Origin of the sequence: Pseudomonas sp. W3I7, assembly GCF_030816095.1 — a bacterium.
GTDB lineage: Bacteria > Pseudomonadota > Gammaproteobacteria > Pseudomonadales > Pseudomonadaceae > Aquipseudomonas > Aquipseudomonas salomonii.
In genome coordinates this window covers 556,376-571,518 of sequence record NZ_JAUSXP010000001.1, presented here as the reverse complement: position 1 = coordinate 571,518, position 15,143 = coordinate 556,376, and the positions used below count along the sequence as shown (strand labels likewise).

Genomic DNA, 15,143 nt, shown 5'->3' with positions numbered 1-15,143 from the left:
CTATTTTCTCTCTTATAGAAAGCACGAAGGCGACCCTAAGGTCGCCTTCTATCGTTTCACAGAGCAAATCTGTGTCGATTTTTACTTTTTCTTACGGATGTACAGGACCAGATTATGGTCCACCAAATCGAATCCATGCTGCTCAGCGATCTGGTGCTGGAGCTTCTCGATTTCCGGGCTGGTGAACTCGATAACCTCATTGGTATCCAGGTCAACCATGTGATCGTGATGACCACCGTCAGCCAATTCGAACACTGCATGACCGCCGTCGAAATTATGACGAACCACCAGCCCTGCGGCTTCAAACTGGGTCAGCACACGGTAAACCGTGGCCAGGCCAACGTCCTCGTTAGACTCCATCAGCGCCTTGTAAACATCCTCGGCACTCATGTGGCGCTGCTCAGCAGAATCGAGCATTTGTAGAATCTTGACTCGTGGCAGAGTCACTTTAAGACCGGCTTTGCGTAGTTCGCTATTTTCAACCATGGTTAGCTTTCTCGCGGATGCTGCTTCGCAGCTTCTCTTAATACGGGTATGATCGGCGTTTACGTTGTCCCAGCCAAGATAGTGGAAGTCGCCCACCGATGCAAAACACCAAGCTCTTGCTAACCAGTTTCACCCTTGTGGGACTGCTCGCACTCGCCGGTTGTTCATTCCCCGGGGTTTACAAAATCGACATCCAGCAGGGCAATGTCGTCACGCAGGACATGATAGACCAGTTACGCCCGGGAATGACCCGACGGCAAGTACGGTTTATTATGGGCAACCCCCTGCTGACCGACACTTTTCATGCCGATCGCTGGGATTATCTCTATAGCATCCAGCCAGGTGGCGGTGAGCGCCAGCAGGAGCGCGTCAGTGTCATCTTCAATGGCAATGACCAGCTTGTGAGCCTGTCCGGTGACTTCATGCCCGGCGTAAGCCGTGATGAAGCCTTGCTCGGCAAGGACAACGGCACCAATGTGACTGCGCCAGCGCAGGAAGCAGAGAAGCCTAAGTCCGAAGTGCCGGCCAAGCCTGGCTCCTTGCTGGATCAGATCCAGAAGGACGTCGACGGCGTGCAGACCGTTCCTGTCCCGACGCCACAGCCTCTGGACACCAGCCCGCAGTAATTTTGCGGCGCTCGATAAAAAGCCCGGCATGCCGGGCTTTTTGTTGCCTGCCGATTGGCAGCCTTATGGGTTCTGCTGCCGCGCCAAGGCCGCCTTGGCCGCACGCAGCCTGCGCACTTCCTTGGGGTCTGCCAGCAAGGGCCGGTAAATCTCGATTCGATCACCTGGCTGCGCAACACGCACGTGCGCATCGGCGACCACTTTGCCGAATATACCCAGCGGGCAATCCGCTAATACCAACCCTGGAAACTGCTCAGCAATCCCCGACGCCAGCACCGCGGCCTTCAGGCTAGTACCCGCAGGCACCGTCACCGCCAGCAAGACCTGGCGATCCTCGGCGGCGTACACCACTTCAATCTCAACCATGCAGTTGTTTGGCCCGCTGGCAGAATGCATCCACCAGGGTGTTAGCCGCCTGGTTGAACAATGGCCCCAAGGTCGCCCGCACAATCGGGCCGGCGTAATCGAAGGACAGGTCCAGGCTGATCTTGCAGGCCTTGTCGGTCAGCGCCTTGAATACCCATACCCCATGCAACTGGGTGAATGGCCCTTCCTGCAAGTTCATCTCAATGGACTTGCCCGGCACCAACACATTGCGCGTTACAAAATGCTGGCTAAGCCCGCCCTTGGCCACCCCGACACTGGCGACCATATGCTCATCACTGCTTTCCAGCACGTCGGCGGTTGAGCACCAAGGCAGGAACTCCGGGTAACGCGCTACGTCATTGACCAGGTCATAGAGCGCCTGCGCCGGATAAGGCAATAAAGCCGAACGTTGAATATGCGTCGTCATGTGAGCGTTACTTCCACTGCTTGAGGCAAACATCGCGAAAGAACAGCCCGATCCGCGAGAGAAAAAAACCAGAGAACTGCCGGTATTGTCCGGGATTCGTCCAACACGCTCAAGCACGCAGGTTGACCGTAGCCGACACGCTCGCAACTCCCTATAATGCCGCCCCTATGGCTAAACAAAAGAAACACCCCACAGGGACCATCGCGCAAAATAAAAAGGCGCGACACGATTACTTCATCGAACATCGGTTCGAGGCTGGTCTGGTCCTGGCCGGCTGGGAAGTAAAAAGTCTGCGCGCCAGCAAGCTGCAACTGGTCGACAGCTACGTATTGCTCAAAGATGGCGAGGCATGGCTGCTGGGCAGTCATATCACCCCGCTGACCACCGCGAGCACCCACGTGATTGCCGACCCGGTGCGCACGCGCAAGCTGTTGCTCAACGCCCGCGAACTGGAAAAGCTCGCTGCCGCCGTACAGCAGAAAGGCTATGCCTGCATCTGCCTGTCCTGGTACTGGAGCAAGCACCTGGTCAAGTGCGAGATCGCGCTGGGCAAGGGCAAGAAGGAATACGACAAGCGCGATACCGAGCGTGAGCGCGACTCCAACCGTGAGTTGCATCGCGCCGTGCGCAACAAGGGCAAGGAAGAGTAATCCTTGTGACGGTGTAGCCCCACGCGGGCTACATCCCTTTACGTCGCTCCGCCCGAGCCACGCGCTGAACTTCCTGACGCACCTCCTCCAACACTTCCTGCACATAGAGCAGGTGACGTGTTGAGACTTCCCGCGCCTGCTCGGCGCGCCCTTCGATAATCGCCAAATACAAATCCCGATGCTGGCTGATCAACATGTCACGGGTTTCTGTGCGCTGCTGGTACATGCCACCGATATTGGTCACCACGTTACGCTTGAGCAAATCGAACAACCCACGAATGGTGTGCAGCAACACGGCGTTATGGCTGGCCTCGGCGATGGCCAAGTGAAACCGTGCATCCGCCGCGCCCTCTTCCAGCCGGCTGACTTCATCGGCGCGGGTGTAGCAATCCTGTAGCGCCTCAAACGCCGCAGTCAGCCGCTCGCGGTCGACCTCAGTAGCACGCAATGCGGCGTAGTAAGCGCAGGACGCTTCCAGGGTCTGACGAAACTCCAGCAAATCCCGCTGAGCCTCCGGGTTGTTTTCCAGCAGGTGCAGCAACGGGTCACTGAAGGTCGAACCCAGAGAATCCGCTACATAGTTACCGCCGCCCTGACGGCTGACCAACAACCCCTTGGCCGCGAGCTTCTGGATTGCCTCCCGCAGCGAAGGGCGCGACACGCCAAACTGCTCAGCCAAAGCGCGTTCGGCTGGCAAGCGTTCGCCCGACTTGAGCGTGCCTTCGAGGATCATGCCCTCAAGCTGCTCGACAATATCGTCAGACAAACGGCGCTGACGCACCTGATCAAACCCCATAACTCACTCTCCACAAACCCGACCACTCGCCAGGCCCTCTATTCTCGCCTATCGCCGCGCTTGCGGCACCTATCAGAACGCCTTCGATTCACCCAACCAGAACACCCCACCCACACCGCTACGACCAAAGTTTCGTGGGCGGCAAATTGACACACCCCTGCCAAGGCTTTTACTCTAGCCGACAGCGACTGTAAATTGGTATTACCAATTATCCAAGCTGACCAAACAACAACAATCAGGGGCCACCCCATTATGCAAACCTGGCAACAGCTCTACAGCCCACTCGGCAGCCTCGGCCTGTCCGCACTGGCCGCCGTTATCCCGATCGTATTTTTCTTCCTGGCACTGGCGGTGTTCCGCCTAAAAGGCCACGTGGCAGGCAGCATCACTCTGGCGCTGTCGATCCTGGTGGCCATTTTTGCGTTCCAGATGCCGGTAGACATGGCCTTGGCCGCCGCCGGTTATGGGTTTGCCTACGGCTTGTGGCCCATCGCCTGGATCATCGTCGCCGCCGTATTCCTCTACAAACTGACGGTGAAGAGCGGGCAGTTTGAAATCATCCGCAGCTCGGTCTTGTCGATTACCGATGACCAGCGCTTGCAGGTGCTGTTGATTGGCTTCTGCTTCGGTGCCTTCCTCGAAGGTGCGGCCGGTTTCGGCGCACCCGTGGCGATTACTGCCGCGCTGCTGGTCGGCCTAGGTTTCAACCCGCTGTACGCCGCCGGCCTGTGCCTGATCGCCAACACCGCGCCGGTGGCATTCGGTGCACTGGGTATTCCGATTATCGTCGCCGGGCAAGTCACCGGTATCGACTCGTTCAAGATCGGCGCCATGGCCGGCCGCCAGTTGCCGCTGCTGTCGCTGTTTGTGCCGTTCTGGCTGGTGTTCATGATGGACGGCCTGCGCGGTGTTCGCGAAACCTGGCCAGCCGCACTGGTAGCGGGCCTGAGCTTTGCCGTCACCCAATACTTCACCTCCAACTTCATCGGCCCGGAACTGCCGGACATCACCTCGGCCCTGGCCAGCCTGGTAGCGCTGACGCTGTTCCTGAAAGTCTGGCAGCCCAAACGCAGCGCCGGCGCACAAATTGCCGGCGCCACCTCCGCCGCAGCGGTCACCGCCAGCGCAGGCGGCTTCGGTCAACCACGCCAAACCGTCGCCTCGCCTTACAGCCTGGGGCAGATTTTCAAAGCCTGGTCGCCGTTCCTGATCCTCACCGTGCTGGTCACTATCTGGACGCTCAAGCCGTTCAAGGCGATGTTCGCCGCCGGCGGCTCGATGTACAGCTGGGTGTTCAACTTCGCGATCCCGCACCTGGATCAACTGGTGATCAAGGTCGCCCCGATCGTCACCAACCCCACGGCGATTCCGGCCGTGTTCAAGCTGGACCCGATTTCAGCCACCGGCACCGCGATTTTCTTCTCGGCACTGATTTCGATGCTGGTGCTGAAAATTAACCTGAAGACTGGTCTTACCACTTTAAAAGAGACCTTCTACGAACTGCGCTGGCCGATCCTGTCGATTGGCATGGTGTTGGCGTTCGCCTTCGTCACCAACTACTCCGGCATGTCCTCGACCATGGCTTTGGTATTGGCCGGCACCGGCGCGGCGTTCCCGTTCTTCTCGCCGTTCCTCGGCTGGCTGGGGGTATTCCTGACAGGCTCCGACACCTCGTCCAACGCCCTGTTCAGCTCGCTGCAAGCCACCACGGCGCATCAGATCGGCGTTAACGACACCTTGCTGGTAGCCGCCAATACCAGCGGCGGCGTGACCGGCAAGATGATCTCGCCACAGTCGATCGCCGTGGCCTGCGCCGCCACCGGCCTGGTGGGCAAAGAGTCCGACCTGTTCCGCTTTACCCTCAAGCACAGCCTGTTTTTTGCCACCATCGTCGGGCTGATCACGCTGGCGCAGGCCTATTGGTTCACCGGTATGCTGGTGCACTAAAAGCCTGCACGTAAGTAGGGTAAGAATCGACGCCGGACAACGGTTCCGGCGTCAGCTATTTCTGGAGGACCGATGAGCCTGCCTGCTGCTTTCCTGAGCGACGTCGCACAACTGATCCCGAAAGATCGTCGCTTTGACGACCCTCTTTCCACCCTTGCCTTCGGCACTGACGCCAGCTTTTACCGACTGATCCCACAGCTGGTGGTTCGCGTGGAGTCGGAAGACGAAGTCGTGGCGCTGCTGCATCTGGCCCAGCGCGACCGCGTCCCCGTGACCTTCCGCGCAGCCGGCACCAGCCTGTCCGGCCAGGCCATTAGCGATTCGGTGCTGATCGTGCTGGGGGACAATTGGAACGGCCGCGAGATTCGTGGCCAAGGCACACAGATTCGCCTGCAGCCCGGCGTAATCGGCGCCCAGGCCAATGCGTGGCTGGCGCCGTTCGGGCGCAAGATCGGCCCGGACCCGGCCTCGATCAACGCCTGCAAGATCGGCGGCATAGTCGCCAACAATGCCAGCGGCATGTGCTGCGGCACCGCGCAAAACACCTATCACACCCTGGCCGGCATCCGCCTGGTGCTGGCAGACGGCAGCCGCCTGGATACCGAGGATGCGGCCAGTGTCAGCGCCTTTCGCCGACAGCATGGCGAGTTGCTGGAGCGCTTGGCCACGCTGGGCCGGGAAACGCGGGCAAATGCCGAACTGGCTGCCAAAATCCGCCACAAATACCGTCTGAAAAACACCACTGGCCTGTCACTCAACGCCTTGGTGGATTTCGATGAACCCCTGGATATCCTCAGCCATCTGCTGGTGGGCTCCGAAGGCACCCTCGGTTTTATCAGCGCAGTCACCTACGACACGGTGATTGACCACCCGAACAAGGCCTCAGCGCTGATTGTGTTCCCGGACGTGGAAACCTGCTGCAATGCCGTGACGATACTCAAAACCCAACCCGTCTCCGCCGTTGAGCTGCTGGACCGGCGCAGCATGCGCTCGGTGCAGGACAAACCGGGCATGCCGGCTTTCGTACAGCAGTTATCGGAAAACGCCTGCGCGCTATTGATCGAATCCCGGGCCGCATCGCCATCACTGCTGCAGGAACAACTGGCGCTGATCATGGCCTCCCTGGCGGCTTTCCCGATGGAAAAACAGGTCGACTTCACCCAAGACCCGCTGGAAAACGCCCGCCTGTGGGCCATCCGCAAAGACACCTTCCCGGCCGTCGGCGCCGTGCGTAAAACCGGCACCACCGTGATCATCGAAGACGTGACCTTCCCGGTCGAGCAACTGGCTATCGGCGTAAACCGCTTGATCGAGTTGTTCGACAAACATCACTACGACGAAGCCATCCTTTTCGGACACGCCCTAGAAGGCAATCTGCACTTTGTCTTCACCCAAGGCTTCAACAGCGCGGAAGAAGTCGCACGCTACCAAGCGTTCATGGACGACGTGGCGCAATTGGTCGCCGTGGAATTCGGCGGTTCGCTGAAAGCCGAACACGGCACCGGCCGCAATATGGCGCCCTTCGTCGAACTGGAATGGGGCAGCGATGCCTACCAGTTGATGTGGCAACTTAAACGCCTGCTCGACCCCAACGGTATTCTCAACCCCGACGTGGTGCTGAGCGAAGACCCGCAAATCCATCTCAAGCACCTTAAGCCACTGCCCGCCGCCGACGAGCTTGTGGATAAATGCATTGAATGTGGCTTCTGTGAGCCGGGTGTGCCCCTCCAAAGGCCTCACGCTCAGCCCGCGCCAGCGCATCGTGATCTGGCGCGATATCCAGGCAAAGAAACGCGCAGGCTTCGACACCACCGAACTGGAAGCCGCCTACCACTACCAAGGCATCGACACCTGCGCCGCCACCGGCTTGTGCGCGCAACGCTGCCCGGTGGGCATCAATACCGGCGACCTGGTGAAAAAGCTGCGCGCCCGTGACGCCGACCGTACGAAAACCGCCGACTGGCTGGCCAGCCATTTCGCCACGGCCCTGCAAGGTGCGCGCTTTACCCTGCATGTGGCCAATGGCGCGCGCATGCTGCTGGGCGCGCCCCGCCTGGCGAAGCTCTCGGCCAAAATCACACAGCTGTCCAAGGGGCAGATCCCGCAGTGGACCAACGCCATGCCGCAGCCGGAAAAAGCCATTCGCTTCAGCCCGGCAGTGACAGACGAGCGCCCGCGCGTGGTTTACCTGGCCGCCTGCGTCTCACGCGCCATGGGCCCATCAGCCGACGATAAAGAGCAAATGTCGCTGTACGACAAAACCCGCGGCTTGCTGGAAAAAGCCGGTTACCAAGTCGTGCTCCCCGACAACCAGGACAGCCTGTGCTGCGGCCAGCCATTCGCCTCCAAAGGCTACGCCGAACAAGCCGAACACAAGCGCCAGGAACTGATCGGCGCCCTGCTCCACGCCAGCCGTGGCGGCCTCGACCCGATCTACTGCGACACCAGCCCCTGCACCCTGCGGCTGGTGCAAGACCTCGGCGAAACCCGCCTGGACCTCTACGACCCGGTGCGCTTTATCCGCACCCACCTGATGGACCGTCTCGACTTCACCCCACAAGAAGCCCCGATCGCCGTGCACGTCACCTGCAGCACCCAACACCTGGGCGAAAGCCAGGCCTTGATCGACCTTGCGCGGCGCTGCGCCACCACCGTGGTGATCCCGGAAGGCATTCACTGCTGTGGCTTCGCCGGCGACAAAGGCTTCACCACCCCGGAACTCAACGCCCACTCACTGCGCTCGCTCAAGGACGCGGTGCAACATTGCAGCGAAGGCATTTCCACCAGCCGCACCTGCGAGATCGGCCTGAGCCAGCATGGCGGCATTGATTACCACGGCCTGGTGTACCTCGTGGACCGCGTCACCCAGGCCCGCGCCCATGAAACCTGCAAATAAAACAGAACCCCTGCGTGCCGGCGCAGTCATTTGAATAGGCCTCGGCGAACGAGGCTCACCCGTGACCTCGCTGGCTGCCCCGCCTCGGCGCAGCATCGAGCCTTATTTGCTCAAGGAGATACCCCATGAAGCGTACTGCTCTTGCTGGCTTGTTCATCACCGCCGCGATACTGGCCTCGCCTGTGTTTGCAGCCGGGAAGGCAGACGACCTCTGCCAAATCAACCTGGATAAAATCAACAACGGCAAAGCCCTGCTCGCCACCGATACCAGTGGCAAAAGTGGCGAAATCGACACCGCCGTCTCCCAGGCCAAGGCCGCGCACGCCGCCGGTGATGACAAAAAGTGCATCGACATCACCTCCAAGGCGCTGCAGGACCTGCAGAACAGCGATAAAGGCGGCCAATAAGCCCCTTGCGCGCTCAAGGCCAACCTTCGGGTTGGCCTTCCGTGACGGTTTGGCGTACACTGCACAGGCTTGTCACTCACTAAGAAACAACGAGTTACAAGCACGGGGCCGTTTAGGATTCGACGCCGGTCGCGAAACTTTAGGTGCATGCCGAGTTGGTAACAGAACTCGTAAATCCACTGTTGCAACTTCTTATAGTTGCCAATGACGAAAACTACGGCCAGGAATTCGCTCTCGCTGCGTAAGCAGCCTTAGCCCTGAGCTTCTGGTACCTTCGGGTCCAGCAATCACCAGGGGATGTCTGTAAACCCAAAGTGATTGTCATATAGAACAGAATCGCCGTGCAGTACGTTGTGGACGAAGCGGCTAAAACTTACACAACTCGCCCAAAGCACCCTGCCCTTCGGGTCGCTGAGGGTTAACTTAATAGAAACGGCTACGCATGTAGTACCGACAGCGGAGTACTGGCGGACGGGGGTTCAAATCCCCCCGGCTCCACCATTTGATCATCTAAAGACGTCCACGGACGTCTTTTTTTGTGCCTGAATTCAGTAAATAAAGGGTCTTCAGCGCTTATGGGAGCTTTGGAGAGTTTCGGAGTTCCAGCCGCTTTGGTATCCCAGGTGGTATCCCGGACTACCAAATGCTATTTTCAGGATACCAAAACGGTGCTGGAGGTAGCCCCATGCCTACTAACGCAACCCGCCTCTCCGATCGCCAGCTCAAGGCGGTCAAGGCAACTGGTAAAGACTTCGTCCTCAGCGACGGCGATGGCTTGCAACTTCGAGTACGCGCCAGCGGCTCGATGATGTGGAATTTCAATTACCGCGAGCCGTTGACCAGAAGCCGCATCAACATGGCGCTTGGTCCATACCCTGACCTCTCGCTAGCCAACGCCCGGAAGAAAGCCGCAGAGGCACGTGAGCTGCTCGCTTTGGGCACTGATCCCAAAACCCAGCGTGATGAGGTAAGGCAAGCCAAACTTGCTGAGACTGAACACACTTTCGAGAAGGTGGCCACAGCCTGGTTCGAGCTGAAGAAAGACTCCGTAACCAAAGCCTACGCCGAAGACATTTGGAGATCGCTCACGCTTCATGTTTTCCCAAGTATGAAAACAACGCCGCTCTCTCAAATCACTGCTCCAATGGTTATCAAGATCCTTCGTCCGATCGAGGCCAAAGGGAGCCTCGAAACCGTGAAACGATTGAGCCAACGACTCAACGAGATCATGACCTACGGGGTCAACTCCGGGTTGATATTCGCGAACCCCCTCAATGGAATTCGGGCGGTGTTCAAGAAACCCAAGAAAGAGAACATGGCTGCGCTACCACCTGAGGAGCTTCCCGAGCTCATGATGGAAATCGCGAACGCCAGCATCAAGCGCACGACCCGCTGCCTGATCGAATGGCAACTGCACACGATGACCCGCCCTGCCGAAGCAGCTACCACACGATGGGCAGATATCGACTTCGACAAGCGCATTTGGACCATTCCGCCAGAGCGCATGAAAAAGCGTCGGCCGCACACAATCCCTCTTACCGATCAGGCACTTTCGTTACTGGAGACGCTCAAGCAACTCAGCGGTAACAGAGAGTACGTGTTCCCGTCAGATAGAAATCCCCGCACCCATGCCAATAGCCAGACCGCCAATATGGCGTTGAAGCGCATGGGCTTTCAGGACCGTCTAGTCAGCCACGGCTTGCGCTCGATGGCGAGCACCATCCTGAATGAGCATGGCTGGGATCCGGAGCTGATTGAGGTCGCACTGGCGCATGTCGACAAGGACGAAGTTCGTAGCGCCTACAACCGGACGGATTACATCGAACGCCGGCGTCCGATGATGGCTTGGTGGAGTGAACATATCCAGAAGGCGGCCACCGGCAGCCTGTCGGCATCGGCCATCAATCAAACCAGAGATCGCAACGTCGTACCGATTCGCTGAACATCCAAAAGGTATGCGCCACCGGCTACGATCCGTGTCGTGTAGTAGGCCGAAAGGAGTGACGACAGTTGCCAGATCTCTGGTATGCCTGCGCTTTTTCAGCCAAGCCCCTGAGTATGGGAAGGCTCCGCATTCCCATACTCAGGGGCTCACGCTTAAAGGTCTATCAGGCAACCACGACTTTTGCCTTTCTACGGCGGATCAACCCCGCTGTTAACTCGTAGTAGTAGATGGTAGCTGGAGCTGAGCATCGCAAATAGTGCTCCAGAAACCATCTCACGTGCTTTTCTCTCCAGGACCAGGGAGTCGCGCAACCCCAGCGTTCACGAATCACCTCGTGCATCCTTTCTGCTTGCCTGATGTGCCGCTGTTGCGTGGCATGTGCTCCTTTGAGCATGGGGCGCAGGAACAACGCTATGTCGAACTCGGCCGTCATCGCTGGCCTCCGATGTAGGCACTCACCACATCGATGCGGTTATGTCCCAACTCGTGGCTGATCTGCTTACGGGCTCGCCGATCGAGTGCTCGATCCTCTTGATGAATACGACCGCCATTAACGGGTGCAGGAAAGCCGATTAGCTGCTCATAGCGCTCACAGGCGTAAGCCGCCCGCAGCTCATGAAAACCTTTCAATCCATGCTCATGCAGGATGTCCCGTGCCGGTCGCACAACTGCCCGCATAAAGTCTTTGTAGCTTTCGCCGGGCGCCAACAAATTCCGGCTGCCATTGGGTGAGGTCGCGCGGGCCCAATCCAGGGCATCGCGAACTTGATCCGTTACCGTAATCCAGCGCGGTGCCGAGGCCCCTGATCGGCCACCTTTGGTGCCATCCTGGATGTTGATCTTGCCCAGTTGCCGAACCTCACGTTGCAGTCGGGGCAGATCGGCCAGGATCGCTTCGCGCAGGCGCATACCAGTCTCACGGGCGAGGAGCACAATGGAACTCACCCTCGATTGCTGACGATCTGACAGCGCCCCTACGATCAACTTGACCTGCGTACGGTCTTGGCCTTGCGGAGCCTCACTACGCACGCTTGAGCGCTGCAAGCCCAGCGCCTTACTCGGACTCGGGATTTTGACGTACTGATCACCGCGCAGCGCGGCCATCGTTCGGTTCACGCTGGACAGTCGGTTCTGCGCGGTGGCAATGCCGACGTTGCCCTGATCAACCTGCTCCCGCACGTGGACGGCGTACCGCATGAGGATCTCGCGGCCTATCTGGCGCGCGTCGTTGACCCTCGGTCCTTCATCGGATCGACACCAATGCACGAACGCCTGCCAGCGATCACTATGGGCTTTGACGGTAGCAAAATGGCCGTCGCCAAACAGGTCTTTCAGTGCTTGCGGTCCAGCATAGCTAAGCTGGCGACCGAAGCCGAAATTGCGCCCCGCTCGCTTACCGACCCGAGCCATTTATCTGTTCCTGATCGACTGCCGCGAGATCATGCAAAAGGGCTCGCCAGTGCGCACTTACAATCGCGAACTGAGCCCAATCAGTCGGGCGAAAACACAGCGTGTTGTCGGTGACGTAAAGATGCGCACCCTCCTCTTTCAACGATTGAATAATGGCTGTCGTAGAGGCGATAGCTTTATGGGTGGTGGCGACACTGGCGACAGCGGCGACAACCCTCGTCCTGCCTGGTTTTGAGCGTGGCGACAAAGTGGCGACAGTAGCGGCGACAAATCGAGCTTTGGGCTCCTTTTGACGCTGAGCCAGATGGTTGCGCAGCGCTTCATCAAGATTAAACATGGCGCACCTCGAAGGTGTGGCCATCGGTGATCAACCACTGATGATCAATCAACTCGACCAGCAGCTTGGCGGCATGACGACTGCTTTTGCGGGCAAAGCGGGGACCGTTGCGATTCAATTCACGAATACTGAAACGCTTCCAATCTTTGACCTGTAGCCATCGCAGCAGCCGGTCTGCCTCCTCTTTTACTCGACACACTGGCTCCTGCTCAGTCAGGCGCTGGATCTCGGTGAGGTAGTAGCCGACTAAAGCGGAGGCCCGTTGGATATGGTCGACCTCCACGACGCTGCTCTCCTCCACAACTGCAAGAATGCCGGCGATGCGCAGCAGGTTATCGGCGGCCTTTGATCCGCTGGGCCGTACGCTGGCCAGCTCGCCAAACTCCCCCAGCTGAGCCTCGATAGCATCATGCAAATCAATCCAGCGACGACGCGCCAGCGGACTGAGGCTCAGCTTTGACAGCTGCAAGGCGCCGTCAGCGGAAAGTGACCAAGGCTGATAAAACAGAGCCGAAAGGCGGTAATGATAGCGCTTGAGGGCGGCGTCTTTGGACAAGTCAACAGCCTGGTAGCTACGTTGCCCGGCTAGACTGATGGGCCAGGTCATCAAGCAGCGCCCTAGAATGCCTTGGCCCTGCAGCAACGGGTCACTGAGTAACTGCATGGCCAAATACGGTTGCAGCATCAGGTGCAGGCTCAGGCGTCGGTCATAGGCTCTTAGGCTTTCGCCTGCCATAGAGCGAGCACGATCAATCGGGCTACCGTCCCAGAGTGACGACAAGGTCGTGACCGCTTTCAAACGGTTGTCCCGACTCATGGTGCTGCTGCCAAGGAATTGTCCTCCCTCGTCACAGAACAGCCCCATACTCGGCAAGTCATGGCAGAGCCCCTTGATCAGGGCCTCGATCGTCGGGTCTGTGGTGATCAACCGAGGGGCCGAAGGCTCCGCTTCGAGCGGTACGCTGTTTGTGGGGGCGGGATCGGCAGGATTGATACGCTGCGCTTGTCGCTGTGCGGCACGGTACCGAAAGAGCTGCTCACGATAGTGTTGCCACTGTTCACGCTCCCATTGGCGCGCTGGCAGCAGTGCGGATCGGTCTGCCGCGGTCTTGCGATCACCGGACGCAGCCACCGTGATCAGGTACAACGACAGGGGATAATGTCTCCCGTCGAGTTGTAAGCCCGCATGACCTTGAGTGGCCAGGGCCGAGGCGGCCAACACCGATTGCGCGGCCAGCGCCTGGGGCACGCCGATGACCTCGGCCATGCGCTCCACCGCAGGCCCAAGAATCCCCCCGAGCGCCTGCACCGGATAAGACTGGGCCACGGGATTCGACTCAATCAGCGGTCGAGGTGGTTGTGGTAGTTCAAGCTTCGGATCTAACTGCTGCATGGGCCCTCTCCTCGTTCATTGCTGGTTGTCCTCACGTAGTCCCGCCACGGCTGTTGAGTGTTATCAGGGATCAAGGCCCCTGCGGCCTGTGAGGTGTTCACTGACGTGGAACGAACGGCTCCTTACGACCGGGAGCAAGGGCATGAACCCATGACTCTGGCCTCCTTAGACGCATCCGAAGATGCGGGCGGGTGGAGGCTGTGCCGACTGACGAGTTCGGCACCTGGAGATCCTGGGAGGGAGAAGGCAAAGACCTAGAAACCTGGGGCATACCTGACTGTCAGTCAGGGGCAGCCTTTCCATGGGCTGCGGCACCGGTGCCTGTGTCGTTGCGGAGGGCGACGAATCGGATTTGTCAGGCCGATTGTCACGAGGAGAGTTGCGGCAATGCCTTGTACGACGTGGCTTGCAGCAGTGCTACGAGCGCCCGTCTCTTTCCAGGAGAAAGAGACGGGCGGAGACGGGCGCAGCGAAGTGTGCCGAAATGTGAGGTTGCTGCAGCGCAGCGAGGTAGGTCCATCATCTGCCGCAGTGGACAGATCAGTCGAGTAGGCATCCATCACTCTTGGGGAGTGACCGTGCGAGCCGCCGGATGCTAATCGCACTTTGGGAGAACCACCACACAAGTGGCGTAGCCTTGAAGGTTCTGGCTACCTGGGCAGGTGCTGTCAACGACAGCGATCCGTGCGCCAATTTTTATACCCACTCGAAAAGGCGGTCAAGCGTCACCGCCAATGCGTTCAGAAAGTGGCGACTGTCGCCACGTCTGTCGCCAAGCTCCAGGTCACGTTCTACGTGGGTTGTCGCCGGCGTCGCCGCTGTCACCACACCTACATCCACGCCCAACGAAAGATGCGCACGCACAGTGAAATGATACTGCGCTCGATAGAAATCGCGGGGGGATTACTGACGGGTGAAAGCAAGCGTGGCGTTAATCAAATTTGAAAATGGGCAGGTGGAACAAGGTCGCTGCGATAAAAAGCAAGTGAACCCTCCGATCGGCGCGATCAAAGATCGCTTGATCGGAGGGTTTGGCGGGAAAAACGAAGTCTCAAACCTCAGTTACAAACTCATGCATCAAAGCTGGTTGATTGGGAAGTGGGGGCCTCGCGCCGCATGATCAGCGTCTGCTGCAACCGCAGCAGAAAGCCTGCTTCAAATGCTTCTTGGGGATCTCGCGCCATCTGCCACCACAGCGGTAATGATGAGTCATCTAGCCAGGCCTCAGCGCACCTAACGCCGCACTCAATCAGCGAGCGGAACTCATTGCCCCATAGTGTTCGGATACCGGGACAGCCTTCAGCAGAGGGAATAGAGAACTCACCACCAGACCAACGTGGGAGCGGATGGAGCATGACCCAAATGATACTGGAGCTAACGTCGTCTGCACCAGTTGGCTCCGGCCTGAGTATTACCCTGACGTGTAAAGGCTCACTCAAGGTAGAACTTGCTAACCC

General features: G+C 58.8%; 15 protein-coding genes, 1 other RNA gene and 1 pseudogene. 8 read left to right on the top strand and 9 right to left on the bottom strand.

The window, feature by feature from the left end; translation table 11 throughout:
- Window positions 1–81: 81 nt before the first annotated feature.
- Complete coding sequence (gene fur / locus QF043_RS02745; protein WP_017139266.1) at window positions 82–486, bottom strand: ferric iron uptake transcriptional regulator; 405 nt, start codon at window positions 484–486, stop codon at window positions 82–84.
- A 98-nt stretch (window positions 487–584) separates the two neighbouring features.
- On the opposite strand from fur, the gene QF043_RS02740 reads away from it, so the two are divergent.
- Window positions 585–1,112, top strand: coding sequence for an outer membrane protein assembly factor BamE (locus tag QF043_RS02740; RefSeq protein WP_017139267.1), 528 nt, complete (start codon window positions 585–587; stop codon window positions 1,110–1,112).
- A gap of 63 nt (window positions 1,113–1,175) precedes the next feature.
- Here the strand turns inward: QF043_RS02740 and QF043_RS02735 are convergent, their stop codons facing one another.
- Together QF043_RS02735 and QF043_RS02730 are read right to left on the bottom strand one after the other, a co-directional pair.
- On the bottom strand, window positions 1,176–1,478 hold the full coding sequence (locus QF043_RS02735; protein WP_058419958.1) for an RnfH family protein: 303 nt from the start codon (window positions 1,476–1,478) through the stop codon (window positions 1,176–1,178).
- Entirely contained in the window at window positions 1,471–1,905 is a 435-nt protein-coding gene (locus QF043_RS02730; RefSeq protein WP_056858270.1) for a type II toxin-antitoxin system RatA family toxin, read from the bottom strand. Before QF043_RS02730 ends, QF043_RS02735 begins: the two co-directional genes overlap by 8 nt.
- A gap of 167 nt (window positions 1,906–2,072) precedes the next feature.
- Between QF043_RS02730 and smpB the strand changes: the two genes are divergently transcribed.
- Window positions 2,073–2,555 (top strand): SsrA-binding protein SmpB, encoded by a 483-nt coding sequence (smpB, locus tag QF043_RS02725; protein WP_003176160.1) that lies wholly within the window; start codon window positions 2,073–2,075, stop codon window positions 2,553–2,555.
- Between the two features lie 28 nt (window positions 2,556–2,583).
- Here smpB and QF043_RS02720 read toward each other — a convergent pair whose 3' ends face one another.
- Window positions 2,584–3,351, bottom strand: coding sequence for a GntR family transcriptional regulator (locus tag QF043_RS02720; RefSeq protein WP_017139269.1), 768 nt, complete (start codon window positions 3,349–3,351; stop codon window positions 2,584–2,586).
- Between the two features lie 252 nt (window positions 3,352–3,603).
- On the opposite strand from QF043_RS02720, the gene QF043_RS02715 reads away from it, so the two are divergent.
- From QF043_RS02715 to QF043_RS02695, 5 genes and pseudogenes are all read left to right on the top strand, one after another.
- Window positions 3,604–5,298, top strand: coding sequence for a lactate permease LctP family transporter (locus QF043_RS02715; RefSeq protein ID WP_017139270.1), 1,695 nt, complete (start codon window positions 3,604–3,606; stop codon window positions 5,296–5,298).
- Window positions 5,299–5,370: 72 nt separating this feature from the next.
- A pseudogene (locus QF043_RS02710) lies at window positions 5,371–8,194 on the top strand (FAD-binding and (Fe-S)-binding domain-containing protein).
- A gap of 125 nt (window positions 8,195–8,319) precedes the next feature.
- On the top strand, window positions 8,320–8,601 hold the full coding sequence (locus tag QF043_RS02705; protein WP_307417432.1) for a hypothetical protein: 282 nt from the start codon (window positions 8,320–8,322) through the stop codon (window positions 8,599–8,601).
- Window positions 8,602–8,705: 104 nt separating this feature from the next.
- Window positions 8,706–9,102, top strand: a transfer-messenger RNA (tmRNA) gene (ssrA, locus tag QF043_RS02700).
- A gap of 184 nt (window positions 9,103–9,286) precedes the next feature.
- Window positions 9,287–10,543: an integrase domain-containing protein gene (locus QF043_RS02695; protein ID WP_014719966.1), complete on the top strand. Its 1,257-nt coding sequence runs from the start codon at window positions 9,287–9,289 to the stop codon at window positions 10,541–10,543.
- Window positions 10,544–10,709: 166 nt separating this feature from the next.
- Here the strand turns inward: QF043_RS02695 and QF043_RS02690 are convergent, their stop codons facing one another.
- Genes QF043_RS02690 through QF043_RS02675 form a run of 4 tightly spaced genes read right to left on the bottom strand, consistent with a single transcriptional unit; the run spans window position 10,710 to window position 13,686 of the window.
- The gene (locus tag QF043_RS02690; protein ID WP_223518197.1) at window positions 10,710–10,979 is read right to left on the bottom strand and encodes a hypothetical protein; all 270 of its coding nucleotides are present in this window, start codon (window positions 10,977–10,979) and stop codon (window positions 10,710–10,712) included.
- The gene (locus QF043_RS02685; RefSeq protein WP_307417431.1) at window positions 10,976–11,956 is read right to left on the bottom strand and encodes an integrase domain-containing protein; all 981 of its coding nucleotides are present in this window, start codon (window positions 11,954–11,956) and stop codon (window positions 10,976–10,978) included. The genes QF043_RS02690 and QF043_RS02685 overlap by 4 nt, the downstream gene beginning before the upstream one ends.
- A complete protein-coding gene (locus QF043_RS02680) occupies window positions 11,940–12,293 on the bottom strand; it encodes a hypothetical protein (protein ID WP_307417430.1) in 354 nt (117 codons plus the stop codon). Before QF043_RS02680 ends, QF043_RS02685 begins: the two co-directional genes overlap by 17 nt.
- On the bottom strand, window positions 12,286–13,686 hold the full coding sequence (locus tag QF043_RS02675) for a YfjI family protein (RefSeq protein ID WP_307417429.1): 1,401 nt from the start codon (window positions 13,684–13,686) through the stop codon (window positions 12,286–12,288). Before QF043_RS02675 ends, QF043_RS02680 begins: the two co-directional genes overlap by 8 nt.
- A 913-nt stretch (window positions 13,687–14,599) precedes the next feature.
- Here QF043_RS02675 and QF043_RS02670 point away from each other — a divergent pair.
- The gene (locus QF043_RS02670; RefSeq protein WP_307421566.1) at window positions 14,600–14,806 is read left to right on the top strand and encodes a hypothetical protein; all 207 of its coding nucleotides are present in this window, start codon (window positions 14,600–14,602) and stop codon (window positions 14,804–14,806) included.
- Here QF043_RS02670 and QF043_RS02665 read toward each other — a convergent pair.
- On the bottom strand, window positions 14,757–15,041 hold the full coding sequence (locus QF043_RS02665) for a LasR-specific antiactivator QslA (RefSeq protein ID WP_307417428.1): 285 nt from the start codon (window positions 15,039–15,041) through the stop codon (window positions 14,757–14,759). The genes QF043_RS02670 and QF043_RS02665 overlap by 50 nt on opposite strands.
- Window positions 15,042–15,143: the final 102 nt, after the last annotated feature.

What these genes read in the sequence shown, in the direction of transcription:
- QF043_RS02705 (WP_307417432.1), top strand. Translation starts at nt 8,320, where the DNA reads ATGAAGCGTACTGCTCTTGCTGGCTTGTTCATCACCGCCGCGATACTG.
- QF043_RS02735 (WP_058419958.1), bottom strand. Translation starts at nt 1,478, where the DNA reads ATGGTTGAGATTGAAGTGGTGTACGCCGCCGAGGATCGCCAGGTCTTG.
- QF043_RS02665 (WP_307417428.1), bottom strand. Translation starts at nt 15,041, where the DNA reads ATGCTCCATCCGCTCCCACGTTGGTCTGGTGGTGAGTTCTCTATTCCC.
- QF043_RS02685 (WP_307417431.1), bottom strand. Translation starts at nt 11,956, where the DNA reads ATGGCTCGGGTCGGTAAGCGAGCGGGGCGCAATTTCGGCTTCGGTCGC.
- fur (WP_017139266.1), bottom strand. Translation starts at nt 486, where the DNA reads ATGGTTGAAAATAGCGAACTACGCAAAGCCGGTCTTAAAGTGACTCTG.
- QF043_RS02740 (WP_017139267.1), top strand. Translation starts at nt 585, where the DNA reads ATGCAAAACACCAAGCTCTTGCTAACCAGTTTCACCCTTGTGGGACTG.
- QF043_RS02715 (WP_017139270.1), top strand. Translation starts at nt 3,604, where the DNA reads ATGCAAACCTGGCAACAGCTCTACAGCCCACTCGGCAGCCTCGGCCTG.
- smpB (WP_003176160.1), top strand. Translation starts at nt 2,073, where the DNA reads ATGGCTAAACAAAAGAAACACCCCACAGGGACCATCGCGCAAAATAAA.
- QF043_RS02675 (WP_307417429.1), bottom strand. Translation starts at nt 13,686, where the DNA reads ATGCAGCAGTTAGATCCGAAGCTTGAACTACCACAACCACCTCGACCG.
- QF043_RS02690 (WP_223518197.1), bottom strand. Translation starts at nt 10,979, where the DNA reads ATGACGGCCGAGTTCGACATAGCGTTGTTCCTGCGCCCCATGCTCAAA.
- QF043_RS02720 (WP_017139269.1), bottom strand. Translation starts at nt 3,351, where the DNA reads ATGGGGTTTGATCAGGTGCGTCAGCGCCGTTTGTCTGACGATATTGTC.
- QF043_RS02730 (WP_056858270.1), bottom strand. Translation starts at nt 1,905, where the DNA reads ATGACGACGCATATTCAACGTTCGGCTTTATTGCCTTATCCGGCGCAG.
- QF043_RS02695 (WP_014719966.1), top strand. Translation starts at nt 9,287, where the DNA reads ATGCCTACTAACGCAACCCGCCTCTCCGATCGCCAGCTCAAGGCGGTC.
- QF043_RS02680 (WP_307417430.1), bottom strand. Translation starts at nt 12,293, where the DNA reads ATGTTTAATCTTGATGAAGCGCTGCGCAACCATCTGGCTCAGCGTCAA.